At 70.0% G+C, this 14,732-nt stretch carries 11 protein-coding genes and 1 other RNA gene; 11 read left to right on the top strand and 1 reads right to left on the bottom strand.

The genetic code is table 11. The annotated features are described in order from the left end of the window. Window positions 1-8: 8 nt before the first annotated feature. Window positions 9-998, bottom strand: coding sequence for an AAA family ATPase (locus OC372_RS06515; protein WP_262001277.1), 990 nt, complete (start codon window positions 996-998; stop codon window positions 9-11). Between the two features lie 143 nt (window positions 999-1,141). Here OC372_RS06515 and ffs point away from each other — a divergent pair. The 11 genes from ffs to OC372_RS06460 all read left to right on the top strand — a co-directional run bounded on the left by ffs (window position 1,142) and on the right by OC372_RS06460 (window position 14,586). Continuing rightward, window positions 1,142-1,238: signal recognition particle sRNA small type (gene ffs / locus OC372_RS06510), an RNA gene on the top strand. 64 nt (window positions 1,239-1,302) lie between these two features. Next, window positions 1,303-1,914 carry a rhomboid family intramembrane serine protease gene (locus tag OC372_RS06505; RefSeq protein WP_262001276.1) on the top strand — a complete coding sequence of 204 codons (612 nt, stop codon included), beginning with the start codon at window positions 1,303-1,305 and terminating at the stop codon, window positions 1,912-1,914. Continuing rightward, a complete protein-coding gene (locus OC372_RS06500) occupies window positions 1,911-2,609 on the top strand; it encodes a hypothetical protein (protein ID WP_181156315.1) in 699 nt (232 codons plus the stop codon). The genes OC372_RS06505 and OC372_RS06500 overlap by 4 nt, the downstream gene beginning before the upstream one ends. A 65-nt stretch (window positions 2,610-2,674) precedes the next feature. After that, on the top strand, window positions 2,675-4,792 hold the full coding sequence (gene pta, locus OC372_RS06495) for a phosphate acetyltransferase (protein ID WP_262001275.1): 2,118 nt from the start codon (window positions 2,675-2,677) through the stop codon (window positions 4,790-4,792). Next, the gene (locus OC372_RS06490; RefSeq protein ID WP_262001274.1) at window positions 4,789-6,009 is read left to right on the top strand and encodes an acetate/propionate family kinase; all 1,221 of its coding nucleotides are present in this window, start codon (window positions 4,789-4,791) and stop codon (window positions 6,007-6,009) included. The genes pta and OC372_RS06490 overlap by 4 nt, the downstream gene beginning before the upstream one ends. A 100-nt stretch (window positions 6,010-6,109) precedes the next feature. Continuing rightward, on the top strand, window positions 6,110-6,868 hold the full coding sequence (locus OC372_RS06485) for an HAD family hydrolase (protein ID WP_036302886.1): 759 nt from the start codon (window positions 6,110-6,112) through the stop codon (window positions 6,866-6,868). Next, window positions 6,865-9,372 (top strand): glycoside hydrolase family 65 protein, encoded by a 2,508-nt coding sequence (locus OC372_RS06480; RefSeq protein ID WP_029261035.1) that lies wholly within the window; start codon window positions 6,865-6,867, stop codon window positions 9,370-9,372. Before OC372_RS06485 ends, OC372_RS06480 begins: the two co-directional genes overlap by 4 nt. A 64-nt stretch (window positions 9,373-9,436) precedes the next feature. Then, on the top strand, window positions 9,437-11,704 hold the full coding sequence (locus OC372_RS06475) for a DNA polymerase III subunit gamma and tau (protein WP_262001273.1): 2,268 nt from the start codon (window positions 9,437-9,439) through the stop codon (window positions 11,702-11,704). Continuing rightward, window positions 11,704-12,297 (top strand): recombination mediator RecR, encoded by a 594-nt coding sequence (gene recR, locus OC372_RS06470; protein WP_029261037.1) that lies wholly within the window; start codon window positions 11,704-11,706, stop codon window positions 12,295-12,297. The genes OC372_RS06475 and recR overlap by 1 nt, the downstream gene beginning before the upstream one ends. Beyond that, window positions 12,294-13,211, top strand: coding sequence for a DMT family transporter (locus OC372_RS06465; protein ID WP_029261038.1), 918 nt, complete (start codon window positions 12,294-12,296; stop codon window positions 13,209-13,211). The genes recR and OC372_RS06465 overlap by 4 nt, the downstream gene beginning before the upstream one ends. Window positions 13,212-13,305: 94 nt before the next feature. Then, window positions 13,306-14,586 (top strand): aspartate kinase, encoded by a 1,281-nt coding sequence (locus OC372_RS06460; RefSeq protein ID WP_029261039.1) that lies wholly within the window; start codon window positions 13,306-13,308, stop codon window positions 14,584-14,586. Window positions 14,587-14,732: the final 146 nt, after the last annotated feature.

The following is a 14,732-nucleotide window of genomic DNA, read 5'->3' as shown; positions in this document are numbered from 1 at the left end:
GGTCTCGGTCAGGAGCGGGTCGCGACGGGCACGCGCACCCGCTCGACGATCTGGGTCAGCGCGGTTTCGACGGGCTGCGCGCCGGCACGGTGGGCACCGCGCGCAGGCAGCAGGCGGTGCGCCAGCACGGGGATGAGCAGTGCGGTGATGTCGTCGGGGATGACGTAGTCGCGTCCGTCGAGCGCGGCCCACACCTTCGCCGCCCTGATCAGCTGCAGCGTGGCGCGCGGGCTCGCGCCGAGGTGGAGGTTCGGATCGGAACGGGTCGACTGCGCGAGGGCGACCGTGTACTCCTCCAGCGCGGGGGCCACATGGACGGAGCGTGCCCACGCGATGAGCTGCGAGATGGACGCCGCATCGGCGACGGGCGTCACCGCGGCGAGCGGGCTCACCACATCGCGCTGGCGGAGCATGAGAGCTTCGGCTGCGGCATCCGGGTATCCCATCGAGATGCGCATCATGAAGCGGTCGCGTTGCGCTTCGGGCAGGGCGTAGGTGCCCTCCATCTCGAGCGGGTTCTGGGTCGCGACGACCAGGAACGGCTTCGGGAGCATGTGCGTGGCGCCGTCGACCGTGACCTGTCCCTCCTCCATCGCCTCGAGCAGCGCGGACTGTGTCTTCGGGGAGGAGCGGTTGATCTCGTCGGCGATCACGATGTGGGCAAAGACCGCGCCGCGCTTGAACTCGAACTCCCGGTCGACCGGGTTGTAGACCGAGACGCCGGTGACGTCGCCGGGAAGCAGGTCGGGGGTGAACTGGATGCGGCGCACCGTCGCGTCCACGCTCGCGGCCAGTGCCCGCGCGAGCATCGTCTTGCCGACGCCGGGTACATCTTCGATGAGCAGGTGCCCCTCGGCGAGGAGGCAGACGAGCGCGCTGCGCACGGCATCGGGCTTGCCGTCGATGACCTGGCCGATGGAGCCGAGGATCGCGGAGGTCTGCGCGGCGAACCGCTCGGCGTCGATCGTCACCGGGACCAGGGGGGCGTTCTCGGGCATGCGTTCCCTCTCACATCGGCGCTGCGGTGCGCGTTACTCGATCGTAACCCTGTGGAGGGGGTATCGCTCTGGCAGGTTCCCCTGAGCTCGCCGCCATCCGCGGTGACGGTTCGAACCACCCGGCGCATCGGGTTAGGATGGTTGACGGCTCTCCGCGTGGCGGCATCCAGGCCAATTCCCCCAGGGCGGAAACGCAGCAAGGGTAACCGGGCTCTGCTGGGTGCGCGGAGGGTCACTTTCTTTTTCTGCGGGTGATCCGCCGGACGCTCAGTCGTCTCCTGGCTGCACCTGCGACAATCATCCGGTGACCGTCACCCCGCCGCTGAAGACGCAGCATCCGCTCGGCCGTTTCGCCTCGCCGGTGCTCCTGCTCGTCGCGATGTGGGTCGTGCAGTTCGCCGATGCGATCCTGCCGGGGTCTTTCACCGGCTTCGGGTTGCGGTCGTGGGATGTGTCCGGTCTCGGTGGCATCGTGCTCGGTCCGCTCCTGCACGCGAACTGGCAGCATCTCATCGGCAACTCGGTGCCGTTCCTCGTCCTCGGCTGCCTCGTCGCGGTCGAAGGAACCCGCCGATTCTGGGCCGTCACGGCGATCGTCGCGGTCGTCAGCGGCATCGGCACGTGGCTCTTCAATGCTCCCGGCACGCTGACGGTCGGCGCCTCCGGACTCGTGTTCGGCTACTTCGGCTACGTCGTGATGCGGGTGTTCGCGCCGGGCCGGGTCGCCCACCGGATCCTCTACGCCGTCATCGCGTTGATCGTGCTCGCCCTGTACGGTGCCACGATGCTGGCCGGGGTGTTCGGCGTCGCCGAGGGGATCTCGTGGCAGGGTCACCTCTTCGGCGCGATCGGTGGCGGGCTCGCCGCCCTCATCGGCCGTCGCCCGCGAACAGAGCGCGGAGCGCTCGCGGCATGAGTCCTCGACGCGCGGCGTCGCCGGCGAAGCGCAGGCGGGCGACGACGAAGCCGAGATCGAAGCGGAAGAGCACGGCGCGGCGGCGCAAACCCGGCACGCGACGGCAGGCGGCGATCCGGCTCCGCCGCCGGAAGATCCTGCAGCGGGTGCTCGTGTCGACCACGGCCGTCCTGGTGCTCGGCGGGCTGCTGGCCCTCATCCCGCTCGGGCTCGCGCACGACCCGGCGCCGATCTGCATCGACGAGCCGCAGACGTTCCCGGAGGCGGGCATCGAGGGGTGGAGCGGAGAGCAGCTCGAGAATGCGGCGACCATCGTGCGCACGGCGGCCGGGCTGGGCTTCCCGCGAGAGGGACAGATCCTCGGGGTGATGACCGCGATGGGCGAGAGCAGCCTGCGCAACATCGACTACGGCGACTGGGAGACGAGCGGGTTCACCAACCCCGACGGCTCGCGCACCACGAGCATCGGGCTGTTCCAGCAGCAGGACTGGTGGGGGAGTGCCGAGCAGCGGATGGACCCGGCGACCGCCGCGACCCTGTTCTTCGACCGTCTCGGACGGCTTCCCGACTGGCAGAGCATGACGCCTTCGCACGCGATCCATCGGGTGCAGATCAACATGGACCGCGACTACTACTCGCGGTTCCAGGCGGATGCCACGGCGGTCGTCGACGCGCTGTCGGGCCCGTGCGAGTGACGCCGGCGCAATAGTTCCGGTGGGATGCCCGATGGGTTCACGGATGCCGCGCCTATGCTGAAGCCGTGGCGCAGAGCATCTACATCACCTCGGCCGAAGGCCATACCGGAAAGTCGACGATCGCCCTCGGGGCGCTCGACGCCTTGATGCGCGTGTCGCCGCGGGTGGGGGTGTTCCGTCCGATCGCGCGATCCGTCACCGAACGCGACGACATCCTCGAGCTGATGCTGGCGCACGACGGCGTGCAGCTCGACTACGAGGACTGCATCGGCGTCACCTACGACGACGTGCGCAGCGATCCGGAGGCAGCGCTGTCGACGATCGTCGCGCGGTTCAAGGCGGTCGAGGCGCAGTGCGACTCCGTGGTGATCATCGGCAGCGACTACACCGATGTCGCCAGCCCCGCCGAACTGGGCTTCAACGCGCGTGTCGCCGCCAACCTGGGGGCGCCGGTCATGCTCGTCCTCAGCGGTCGTGATCAGCAGCGCCAGGCGGAGCAGCTGGGCACGACGACCGCTCGCGCAGCCGCTGCCGTCGGACAGATCGCAGAGCTGGCGCTGTCCGAGCTCGCCGCCGAACGGGCCGAACTCTTCGCGGTCGCCGTGAACCGGGCGGACCCCGACGCGCTCGACGCCGTGATCGATGCCGTGCGTGCGGTCCTCCACGACGAGCGCACGCCGGTGTGGGCGATCCCCGAGGACCGTGCGCTGGTCGCCCCGTCGATCCGCGGCATCCTCGCAGCCGTCGACGGGAAGCTCCTCAAGGGCGACGACGACCGGTTGGCGGCGGAGGCGCTGACGATCGTGGTCGCCGGGATGTCGATGGTCAACGTGCTGCCGCGGCTCACCGAAGAGGCGGTCGTGGTGATCCCCGCCGACCGCACCGAGGTGCTCCTCGCTGCGCTGCTGGCCGACTCGTCCGGCACCTTCCCGCGCATCGCCGGCATCATCCTGAACGGCCCCTTCCCGCTGCCGGAGCCGATCCTCCAGCTGCTCGACGGATTCGCCTCCACGGTTCCGATCATCACGACCGACCTGGGCACGTACGACACGGCGGTGCGGGTGATGGGCGCCCGCGGCCGGATCTCGGCCGATTCCCGCAGCCGGTACGACCGCGCGCTCGGCCTGTTCCAGGCGCATGTGGACATCGCCGAGCTGACCGAGAAACTCGGGCTCGCGGAGTCACGGGTCGTCACACCGTTGATGTTCCAGTACGGGCTCATCGAGCGTGCCCGGTCCGACCGTCGCCGCATCGTGCTGCCCGAAGGGGGAGACGACCGCATCCTCCGCGCCGCCGCCACGCTGCTGGCCCGGGAGGTCGCCGACCTGACGATCCTGGGGGACGAGGCCTCGGTGCGCGCGCGGGCCGTCGAGCTCGGCGTCGACATCGCGGCGGCCCAGGTGCTCAGCCCGACCGACCCCGAGCTGGTGGAGCGCTTCGCCGCCGAGTACGCGCGACTCCGCGCCCATAAGGGCATCACGCTCGCCCAGGCGGCCGACACCGTGACCGACGTGTCGTACTTCGGCACGATGATGGTGCATCTCGGCCTCGCCGACGGGATGGTCTCCGGCGCCGCGCACACGACCGCGCACACCATCCGCCCGTCGTTCGAGATCATCAAGACGAAGCCGGGGGTGAACGTCGTCTCGAGTGTCTTCCTGATGGCGCTCGCCGACCGTGTGCTCGTGTACGGCGACTGCGCCGTGATCCCCGATCCGACGAGCGAGCAGCTCGCCGACATCGCGATCTCCTCCGCGACCACGGCGCGCCAGTTCGGGATCGATCCGCGCGTCGCGATGCTGTCGTACTCGACCGGAGAATCCGGCACCGGCGCCGACGTCGACAAGGTGCGCGCGGCGACCGCCCTCGTGCGCGAGAGGGCACCGGAGCTGCCGGTGGAGGGCCCCATCCAGTACGACGCGGCGGCGGATGCGGCGGTCGCCAAGGCCAAGCTCCCCGGCTCCGCCGTGGCCGGACGGGCGACGGTGTTCGTGTTCCCCGACCTCAACACCGGCAACAACACCTACAAGGCCGTGCAGCGATCGGCGGGCGCCGTCGCCATCGGACCGGTGCTGCAGGGGCTCAACAAGCCCATCAACGACCTCTCCCGCGGCGCCCTGGTCGACGACATCGTCAACACCGTCGCGATCACCGCGATCCAGGCGCAGGGAGAGCACGCATGAGCGCGATCCTGGTGATCAACAGCGGTTCGTCGTCGCTGAAGTACAGCCTGATCGACATCGAGCAGGAGAACCTGCTGGCGAGCGGGCTCATCGAGCGCATCGGCCAGGACGCCAGCCCGGTCGCGCACACCGTGCGTCCCGAGTCCGACGGCACGGCCATGCCGACGATGCTGGACGCGACGTATCGCGACGAGCGCCCGATCGCCGATCATGCCGCCGCCTTCGAGATCATGCGCGCGCAGTTCGCCGCGCACGGCCCGTCACTCGAGGAACACCGCCCGGTCGCCGTGGGGCACCGCGTGGTCCACGGGGGCGCCCGCTTCTACGCCCCGACGTTGATCGATGCCGATGTGGAGCGGCAGATCGATGAGCTCGCCGTGCTCGCGCCGCTGCACAACCCCGCGAACCTGGCCGGCATCCGCGCCGCCCGCGCCGTGTTCGATCAGGTTCCGCACGTCGCCGTCTTCGACACGGCGTTCCACCAGACGCTCCCGCCCGCCGCGTACACCTACGCGATCGACGCCGCGCTCGCCGCCGAGCACCGGGTGCGCCGCTACGGCTTCCACGGCACGAGCCACCAGTATGTGAGCGAGGCCGCGGCGGCGTTCCTCGGCCGCGACCTCGGCAGCCTCCGACAGCTCGTGTTCCACCTCGGAAACGGGGCGTCGGTGACGGCGATCGACGGCGGTCGCTCGGTCGAGACCTCGATGGGACTCACTCCGCTCGAGGGCCTGGTCATGGGCACCCGCTCCGGCGACATCGACCCCGCCGCGCTCGTGCACCTGTCGCGTCGTGCCGGCCTCTCGATCGACGACCTCGACTCGCTGCTCAACACCCGCAGCGGGCTGGCAGGCCTCGCCGGTCGGAGCGACATGCGCGACATCCTCGCCGGGGTGGAGGCGGGGGACGACGCCGCGATGCTCGCCTTCGACGTGTACGTGCACCGCCTGCGCGCCTATGCCGGCGCGTACATCGCGCAGCTCGGGGGAGTGGACGTCATCTCCTTCACCGCCGGCGTCGGCGAGAACGCGGCGCCGGTGCGGGCGGCCGCGATGGCGACCCTAGGATTCGCGGGTGTGGAGATGGATGCCGCCCGCAACGAGGCGAGGGAACGCGGCATCCGGCGCATCTCCACGAGCACCTCACCGGTGACGGTCCTCGTGGTGCCGACGGATGAGGAACTGCAGATCGCCCGGCAGACGGCCGAACTACTCTGATCCGTCCGCCGGGGTTACCTCCTGAAGCGCCACCGCATTACGCTTGCACAGTGGCACGGAGAGGTGCCGGCCCGACGATCGCCCTTCTCCTGGAGGCTCTGTGCCAGAAGCACTGCCCGACCTGTTCCACGCCGACGGCGTACTGTTCGACCTCGACGGCGTGCTCACTCCGACCGCCGAGGTGCACATGCGCGCCTGGAAGGTCGTGTTCGACGACGTGTTCGCCCGCTGGGGCATCACGTCGCCGTACACCGATGCCGACTACTACGACTACGTCGACGGCAAGAAGCGCTACGACGGAGTGGCGAGTCTGCTGCGCAGTCGCAACGTCGAGGTGCCCTGGGGCGAGGTCGATGACGACCCCTCGGCCGAGACCATCTGCGGGATCGGCAACCGCAAGAACGCCGCCTTCGCGCAGTCGCTGCGCGGGCAGGGCATCGCGCCGTACCCGGGCTCACTCGCGGTCGTCGAGGCTCTGCATGCCGCCGGCATCCCGCTCGGCGTGGTGTCGAGCTCCAAGAACGCCGAGGAGGTGCTGGCCGCCGCCGGCATCCGCTCCTTCTTCCGGATCGTCGTGGACGGGGTCGTGGCCGAGCGCGACGGTCTCGCGTCGAAGCCCGCCGCCGACATGTTCGCCGCGGGCGCGGTGGCGCTCGGTGTCGACCCGGCCCGCTCGGTCGCCGTGGAGGATGCCACCTCCGGGGCCGCTTCCGCCGCTGCCGCCGGCTATGCGAGCGTGATCGGCGTCGACCGCGGTGCCGGTGCCGATGCGCTCCGTGCCGCCGGCGCCACCGTCGTCGTCGACGACCTGGCCGTGTTCGTCCCCGATACCCGCACCGACATCCCGGAGACCGCATGATCGACCGCGACCGCTTCCCCGTCGACCCCTGGCGACTGATCGACACGCACTACTCGGAGGAGGGCGTCGGCGAGACGCTGTTCTCGGTCGGCAACGGCTACCTGGGCCTGCGCGGCAACCACATCGAGGGCCGCGGCGCGCAGGAGCACGGCACGTTCATCAACGGGCTGCACGAGACGTGGCCGATCCGGCACGCCGAGCAGGCCTACGGTTTCGCCGAGGTCGGGCAGACGATCGTCAACGCTCCCGACGCCAAGGTCATGCGCGTCTACGTCGACGACGAACCCATCTCCCTCGACGACGCCGACGTGCGCGAGTACCGCCGCACGCTCGACCTGCGCACCGGAGTGCTGGAGCGTCACGTGGTCTGGGAGACCCCGTCGGGCAAGCGTGTGCGCATGCGTGACGAGCGCATCGTGAGCTTCGAGGAGCGGCACCTCGCCGTGCTGCGGCTCGAGGTCGTCGTCGAGAACGCCGATGCCCCGGTCACCATCAGCTGCCAGCTGCTGAACCGCCAGGACGGTGCGGGCGTGTACGCCGGCACTCCGATCGGCACGAAGGCCGCTGCCTTCGATCCTCGCAAGGCCGAGAAGATCGCCGACCGCGTGCTGGAGCCTGCCGAGCACTGGCAGGACGGGCTGCGCTCCGCGCTGTCGTACCGGGTCGCCGACTCCGGGATGACGGTCGCCGTCGTGGCCGACCACGTGGTCGAGACCGAGAACGAGTACAACGCCCGCACGCTCGTGGAGCCCGACATCGCGAAGAACGTGTTCCGCGTGCAGGCGAAGGCCGGCGTCCCCATCACGGTCACGAAGCTCGTCAGCTACCACACCTCGCGGGGCGTACCGCCGCGTGAGCTCGTCGATCGCTGCCGTCGTTCGCTCGACCGCGCGGCCGATGAGGGCGTCGAGACGGTCTTCCAGCGTCAGCGGGCCTGGCTCGATGCGTTCTGGGAGCGCAGCGACGTGCAGATCGGTGGCCGCGACGACCTGCAGCAGGCCACCCGGTGGTGCCTTTTCCAGCTGGCTCAGGCCTCCGCCCGCGCAGACGGCGCCGGCGTCCCCGCGAAGGGCGTCTCCGGGTCGGGATACAGCGGACACTACTTCTGGGACACCGAGATCTACGTGCTCCCCTTCCTCACCTACACGACGCCGCGGTGGGCATACAACGCACTGCGGGCGCGGGTGAAGATGCTCCCGGCTGCGCGTCGCCGGGCCGCACAGCTCAACGAGGCGGGGGCGCTCTTCCCGTGGCGCACCATCAACGGCGAGGAGGCCTCCGCGTACTACGCGGCCGGTACCGCGCAGTACCACATCAACGCCGACATCAGCTTCGCGCTCGGCAAGTACGTGCGCGCGACCGGTGACGAGGAGTTCCTCCGGCGCGAGGGCGCCGACATCGCGATCGAGACCGCGCGGCTGTGGGCGACTCTCGGCTTCTGGCGTGCCTCGCGGCTGGTGGAGGAGGCGGATGCCGGCGACGGGATCGAGACCTTCCACATCCACGGCGTCACGGGGCCCGACGAGTACACCACGGTCGTCAACGACAATCTCTACACGAACGTCATGGCGCGCTACAACCTCCGCTACGCGGCGAAGATCGTCCGCGAGATCAAGGAGAGCCACCCCGAGGACTATGTGAAGCTCGTCGATCGCACGGGGCTCGGCGTCGGCGAGGCCGAGGCGTGGGACCGCGCGGCGGAGGCGATGTACATCCCCTACAGCGAGGGCCTCGGCATCCATCCGCAGGACTCGCTGTTCCTCGAGCGCGAGGTCTGGGATCTCGCCAACACGCCCGCCGAGCAGCGACCGCTGCTGCTGCACTTCCACCCGCTGGTGATCTACCGGTTCCAGGTGCTCAAGCAGGCGGATGTCGTGCTGGCGCTGTTCCTGCAGGGGAACCACTTCTCGCCCGAGGAGAAGAAGGCCGACTTCGATTACTACGATCCGCTGACCACGGGCGACTCGACGCTCTCGGCGGTCGTGCAGTCGATCCTCGCCGCGGAGGTCGGGTACCAGGATCTCGCGCAGAGGTATTTCGAGCAGTCGCTGTTCGTCGACCTGCACGACCTGCACCACAACGCGGCCGACGGCGTGCATGTGGCCTCCGCCGGTGGCGTGTGGACGGCGCTGGTGTGCGGTTTCGGCGGCATGCGTGACTATGCCGGCGACCTGAGCTTCGATCCACGCCTGCCGGCCGACTGGCCGTCGCTGTCGTTCCCGCTGCAGTGGCAGGGATCCACGCTGCACGTCTCGGTCACCAAGGACGAGCTGCGCGTGCAGGTGCGCAGCGGCCCCCCGGTGCCTTTCAGCGTGCGGGACACCGCGTATTTCGCGACCGTGGAGGACGAGGTCGTCGTGCCGCTGGCGGATCAGGGACCGCTGATCCCCGGGCGTCCGACGCTGCGGCAGTTCGCCGACGCCCGCCGCGACGACGGCACCCGGATGTCGGCATCCGTCCCCGTCATCACCACCGCCATCCCGGTGATCGAGTCGACCGATTGACGCTGCCGGACGCCGTGGATCGGCCGACCCGCCGAAGGTCGGCGGCACGCCGTAGGCTGTTGAGGTGACCACAGCCCTCTACCGCCGCTACCGCCCCGAGACGTTCGGCGAGATGATCGGGCAGTCCCAGGTGACCGACCCGCTCATGACGGCGCTGCGCGGCGATCGGGTCGGCCACGCGTACCTGTTCTCCGGCCCTCGCGGCTGCGGCAAGACGACCTCGGCGCGCATCCTGGCGCGCTGCCTGAACTGCGCCGAGGGGCCGACCGACGTGCCGTGCGGCGTCTGCCCGAGCTGCGTCGAGCTGTCGCGCGCCGGCGGGGGATCGCTCGACGTCGTCGAGATCGACGCGGCCAGCCACAACGGCGTCGACGACGCCCGTGACCTGCGCGAGCGGGCGACCTTCGCGCCCAGCCGCGACCGGTACAAGATCTTCATCCTCGACGAGGCGCACATGGTCACCCCACAGGGGTTCAACGCGCTGCTCAAGCTCGTCGAGGAGCCCCCGGAGCACGTCAAGTTCATCTTCGCGACGACCGAGCCCGAGAAGGTCCTCGGCACGATCCGCTCCCGCACACACCACTACCCGTTCCGTCTCGTGCCGCCCGCAGCGATGCTCGAGTACGTCGAGAAGCTCTGCGCTGAAGAGGGCGTGATCGTCGAGCAGGGCGTGCTGCCGCTCGTCGTCCGCGCGGGCGGCGGCTCTCCGCGAGACACGCTCTCGCTGCTCGACCAGCTCATCGCCGGATCCGACGCACCCGCCGGTTCCGAGACCGTCACGGTCGGCTACGCGCGTGCCGTCTCTCTGCTCGGCTACACGCACGGTGCCCTCCTCGACGAGATCGTCGACGCGCTCGCCGCCGGAGACGCCGCCGCCGCGTTCCCCGCCATCGACCGTGTCGTGCAGACCGGTCAAGACCCGCGGCGGTTCGTCGACGACCTGCTCGAACGGCTGCGCGACCTGATCGTCATCGCGGCCGTCGGTGCCGGCGCTTCGGCCGTCCTGCGTGGGATCGCCGAAGACGACCTGCAGCGCATGCGCGGCCAGGCAGAGGTCTTCGGTGCCGCGCGCCTGTCCCGCACCGCCGACGTGGTGAGCGCAGCCCTCGACGACATGTCGGGGGCGACATCCCCGCGCCTGCATCTCGAGCTCATGGTGGCGCGTGTGCTCGCCAGTGCGACGGATGCTGCCGCTGCGGCGCCGGCGGCTCCCCCTGCCGAGCGCGCCCCGGCGCCCACGCGGCCCACGGCAGCGTCGGCGCCTGTTTCGGCGCCTGCGGCCTCGGTGCCCACTCCCGCTCCATCGGTGTCGGACACGCCACCTGCGTCCGCGCCTGCCGTCGCCACACCCGCGGCGCCGAGTTCAGCCGGGGCCGAGGCGCCCGCGCAGGAAACGACCGCGACCGAGCCTGCTGCCGCCGAACCGTCTGCCACCGAACCGTCTGCCACCGAACCTCCCGCTCCTCGAGGACCGGTCACGTTCGACAGCATCCGTGCGTCCTGGCCCGCTGTCCTCACCCGGCTCGAAGGCATCAGCCGCACATCCTGGCTGCTGGCCACGGCCGTGCAGCCGCTCGCCTACGTCACTGACACCGAGGTGCTGACGCTGGGCTTCACGAGCCAGCACGACGTCGCAAAGTTCAAGGGCACGACCCCCGGTTCCGGTCCCTCCGACCACCTGCGGTCGGCGATCGAGCACGAGCTCGGGGTGCGGGTGAAGTACCTTCCTGCACCGATGCCTGCCGGTGGTGCTCCACGCCAGTCGGCGGCATCCGGTCCCTCGGCGCCCGCCGATTCCGCTGCCGCATCGGAGCCTGCGTCAGCGAGTTCCTCCCGCTCGCAGGTCCGTGGCTCGTCGGCATCCGCGGTGACCGAATGGGCGGTCGCACCGATCCCCACCGCGCAGGAAGAGCCGGCGAGCGCCCCGCCCGCGCCGTCTTCGCCGCTCCCCGTCGACGAGGAGCCCGAAGAGGTCGAGGCAGCGGCATCCGCTCCCGTCCCGCCATCCGATGGTGCGGTCGATCGTGACGAACCTCCGCTTCCGGGCGACGATGAGGCTCCGGCCTTCGATGACGAGCCGCCCTACGATCCTTCGTACGAGCCGCCGGTCTCGCGGCAGCCTGCTCCGCGGGAGCCAGTGCCTCCACGGGCTGCTCCTCAGCAGCAGCCCGCCCCGCAGGCGCAGCGCGCGGCAGCAGCCCCACCGGTCGTCATCGAGCGCGCTCCTTCGGTCGGGGGAGTTCAACGCTACGGCGAGGCCGTGATCCGCCAGGTGCTCGGCGCGACGTTCCTGCGTGAAGAGCCCTACGAGCCCCCGACGAGGTTCAACTGATGTATGACGGCATCGTTCAGGAGCTGATCGACGAGTTCGGTCGCCTGCCCGGCATCGGCCCGAAGTCCGCCCAGCGGATCACGTTCCACATCCTGCAGACGCCGACGTTCGACGTCGCCCGTCTCGCGGAACTCCTCAGCGAGATCCGCACCCGTGTGCGGTTCTGCGAGATCTGCGGCAACGTCGCCGAGCAGGAGCGGTGTGCCATCTGTCGCGACCCGCGCCGCAGCCAGACGCTGATCTGCGTGGTCGAAGACGCCAAAGACGTCGCGGCCATCGAGCGCACGCGCGAGTTCCGCGGGCTCTACCACGTGCTCGGCGGGGCCATCAGCCCCATCGCCGGCGTCGGGCCCGACGACCTCCGCATCGCGCAGCTCATGACGCGCCTCGCCGACGGCACGGTGCAGGAGGTCATCCTCGCCACCAACCCGAACCTCGAAGGGGAGGCGACCGCGAGCTATCTGAGTCGGCTGCTCACGACGATGCAGATCACGGTGTCCCGGCTCGCCTCCGGGCTCCCGGTCGGCGGCGACCTCGAATATGCCGACGAGGTCACCCTCGGTCGTGCCTTCGAGGGCCGGCGCATCCTGTGACCCCGAACGCGGGCTTCTCGCGTCGTGGCTGGCTTCTCTTCGGGGCCATGGCCCTGCTGTGGGGCGTGCCGTACCTGTTCATCAGCGTCGCGGTCGAGTCGTTCTCGCCGCCCGCGATCGTCGCCGGGCGCACTCTCATCGCCGCCCTGCTGCTCCTGCCGTTCGCCATCCGCAGCGGCGCGCTTCGGGCTGCGCTGAAGCACTGGCCGTGGGTGCTGGCCTTCGGCGCCGTCGAGATGGCCGGTCCCTTCCTGCTGCTCGGACATGCCGAGATGACGCTTCCCTCCGGCATGACCGGTCTGCTGGTGGCGACGGTTCCGCTCTTCGCCGCGCTGATCGCTCTCGGCGGCGGCGACCGTGGGGTGCTGCGGCCCACTCGCGGAATCGGCCTGCTCGTCGGCTTCATCGGCGTCGCGATCGTGGTCGCCGGTCCCGGTCTCTTCGGTGGCGAGGTCAGCCTGCTGGCGGCCGGCGAAGTCCTGCTGGTGGCGGTGCTCTACGCGATCGCCCCGTTCATCGTGGCGCGCAAGCTCAACGACGTCCCTTCGCTGGGCACCATCACCCTGTCGCTGCTCATGATCGGCATCTTCTACCTCCCGATCGGTCTGCTCACGCAGCACGAGGTCCCCACGCTGCCCTCGATCGCCGCGCTCCTCGCGCTCGCCGTGATCTGCACGGCCGTAGCGTTCCTCGCGTTCTTCGCCCTCATCCGCGAGGTGGGACCGGTGCGCGCCCCGCTGTTCACCTACGTGAATCCGGTGGTCGCGATCATCCTCGGGGCGATCGTCCTCGCCGAGCCGCTGACGCCCGGGTTGCTGCTCGGGTTCCCGCTGATCATCGTCGGCTGCTGGTTCGCCGCCACCGGTGGCCGTCTGCGTCCGGTCTCTCCGCAGGCGCTCCCTCCCGCACTCTGACCCACGCGCGCCCCGTGACACATGCACAACGGGGCATACGCGCCGATCGTAGAATGAGCGTGGGCGGATCCGCCCGACATCCCAGGGAGTGATCGTGGCCCTCATCGTGCAGAAGTACGGCGGCTCGTCCGTCGCCGACGCAGAGAGCATCAAGCGCGTCGCCAAGCGCATCGTCGACACCCGTCGTGCCGGTCACGACGTCGTGGTCGCGGTCAGCGCCATGGGCGACACCACCGACGAGCTCCTCGAGCTCGCCAACGAGGTCGCCCCGATTCCCGCGCCGCGCGAGCTCGACATGCTCCTCTCCAGCGGAGAGCGCATCTCGATGGCGCTGCTGGCCATGGCGATCCACTCGATGGGCTTCGAGGCGCGCTCTTTCACGGGCAGCCAGGCGGGCATGATCACCGACTCGCAGCACGGTGCCGCCCGCATCGTCGATGTCACTCCCGTGCGTCTGCGCGAGGCTCTCGACGAGGGGGCGATCGTGATCGTCGCCGGATTCCAGGGCTTCAACCGCGACACCCGCGACATCACCACGCTCGGTCGCGGGGGGTCGGACACCACGGCCGTCGCCCTCGCCGCCGCGCTCGACGCCGACGTGTGCGAGATCTACAGCGACGTGGACGGCATCTTCACCGCCGATCCGCGCGTGATCCCGAAGGCGCAGAAGCTCGATCACGTCTCGAGCGAGGAGATGCTGGAGCTCGCCGCCAACGGCGCCAAGGTGCTCTACATCCGCGCCGTCGAGTACGCGCGCCGTCACGGGGTCCTCATTCACGCTCGGTCGACGTTCTCGTCGGCCGAGGGCACGTACGTTCTGGGCGAGGGTATGAAGAACCCTCGCGAAGCCGAGGGAGCAGTCATGGAAGAACCGATCGTCGCCGGGGTCGCCACCGACTTCAGCCAGGCCAAGATCACGGTCGCGGGCGTGCCCGACGTCCCCGGCAAGGCCGCCGAGATCTTCAAGATCGTGGCCAAGTCCGGCGCGAACGTCGACATGATCGTGCAGAATGTCTCGGCCACCGGGCGCACCGACATCTCCTTCACCGTCCCCAAGGCGGATGCCGCGGCAGCGCTCAAGGCGCTGGCGGGGGATCAGACCGAGGTGGGCTTCCAGAATCTGATCCACGACGACCAGATCGGCAAGCTCTCCGTCGTCGGTGCGGGTATGCGCACTCACTCCGGCGTTTCCGCGACGCTGTTCGAGGCGCTCTCCGCCGGCGGCATCAACATCGAGATGATCTCGACGTCCGAGATCCGCATCTCGGTGGTCCTGCGCGACACCGACCTGACCGAGGCCGCGCGCACCGTGCACACCGCCTACGGACTCGACGGGGATTCCGACGCCACGGTCCACGCCGGCACCGGACGCTGATCTCTGCCATCCGCCTTCGCTTTCCTGCCGACTGTGCGGGCGTGTGCAGCGTGGAAGCCGCATCGCCTCGGACCGCGGTAGACTCACCGAAACCCTGACACCGGCGCCAGGCGCAGCATCCGCATCCCGACGCCGCGCCCGAAGCC

It is taken from the genome of Microbacterium sp. Mcb102, assembly GCF_024519805.1.
In the GTDB taxonomy this organism is placed as follows: Bacteria; Actinomycetota; Actinomycetes; order Actinomycetales; family Microbacteriaceae; genus Microbacterium.
This window is presented reverse-complemented; position numbering and strand designations above follow the sequence as displayed.

What these genes read in the sequence shown, in the direction of transcription:
- OC372_RS06515 (WP_262001277.1), bottom strand. Translation starts at nt 998, where the DNA reads ATGCCCGAGAACGCCCCCCTGGTCCCGGTGACGATCGACGCCGAGCGG.
- OC372_RS06500 (WP_181156315.1), top strand. Translation starts at nt 1,911, where the DNA reads ATGAGTCCTCGACGCGCGGCGTCGCCGGCGAAGCGCAGGCGGGCGACG.
- OC372_RS06490 (WP_262001274.1), top strand. Translation starts at nt 4,789, where the DNA reads ATGAGCGCGATCCTGGTGATCAACAGCGGTTCGTCGTCGCTGAAGTAC.
- OC372_RS06480 (WP_029261035.1), top strand. Translation starts at nt 6,865, where the DNA reads ATGATCGACCGCGACCGCTTCCCCGTCGACCCCTGGCGACTGATCGAC.
- recR (WP_029261037.1), top strand. Translation starts at nt 11,704, where the DNA reads ATGTATGACGGCATCGTTCAGGAGCTGATCGACGAGTTCGGTCGCCTG.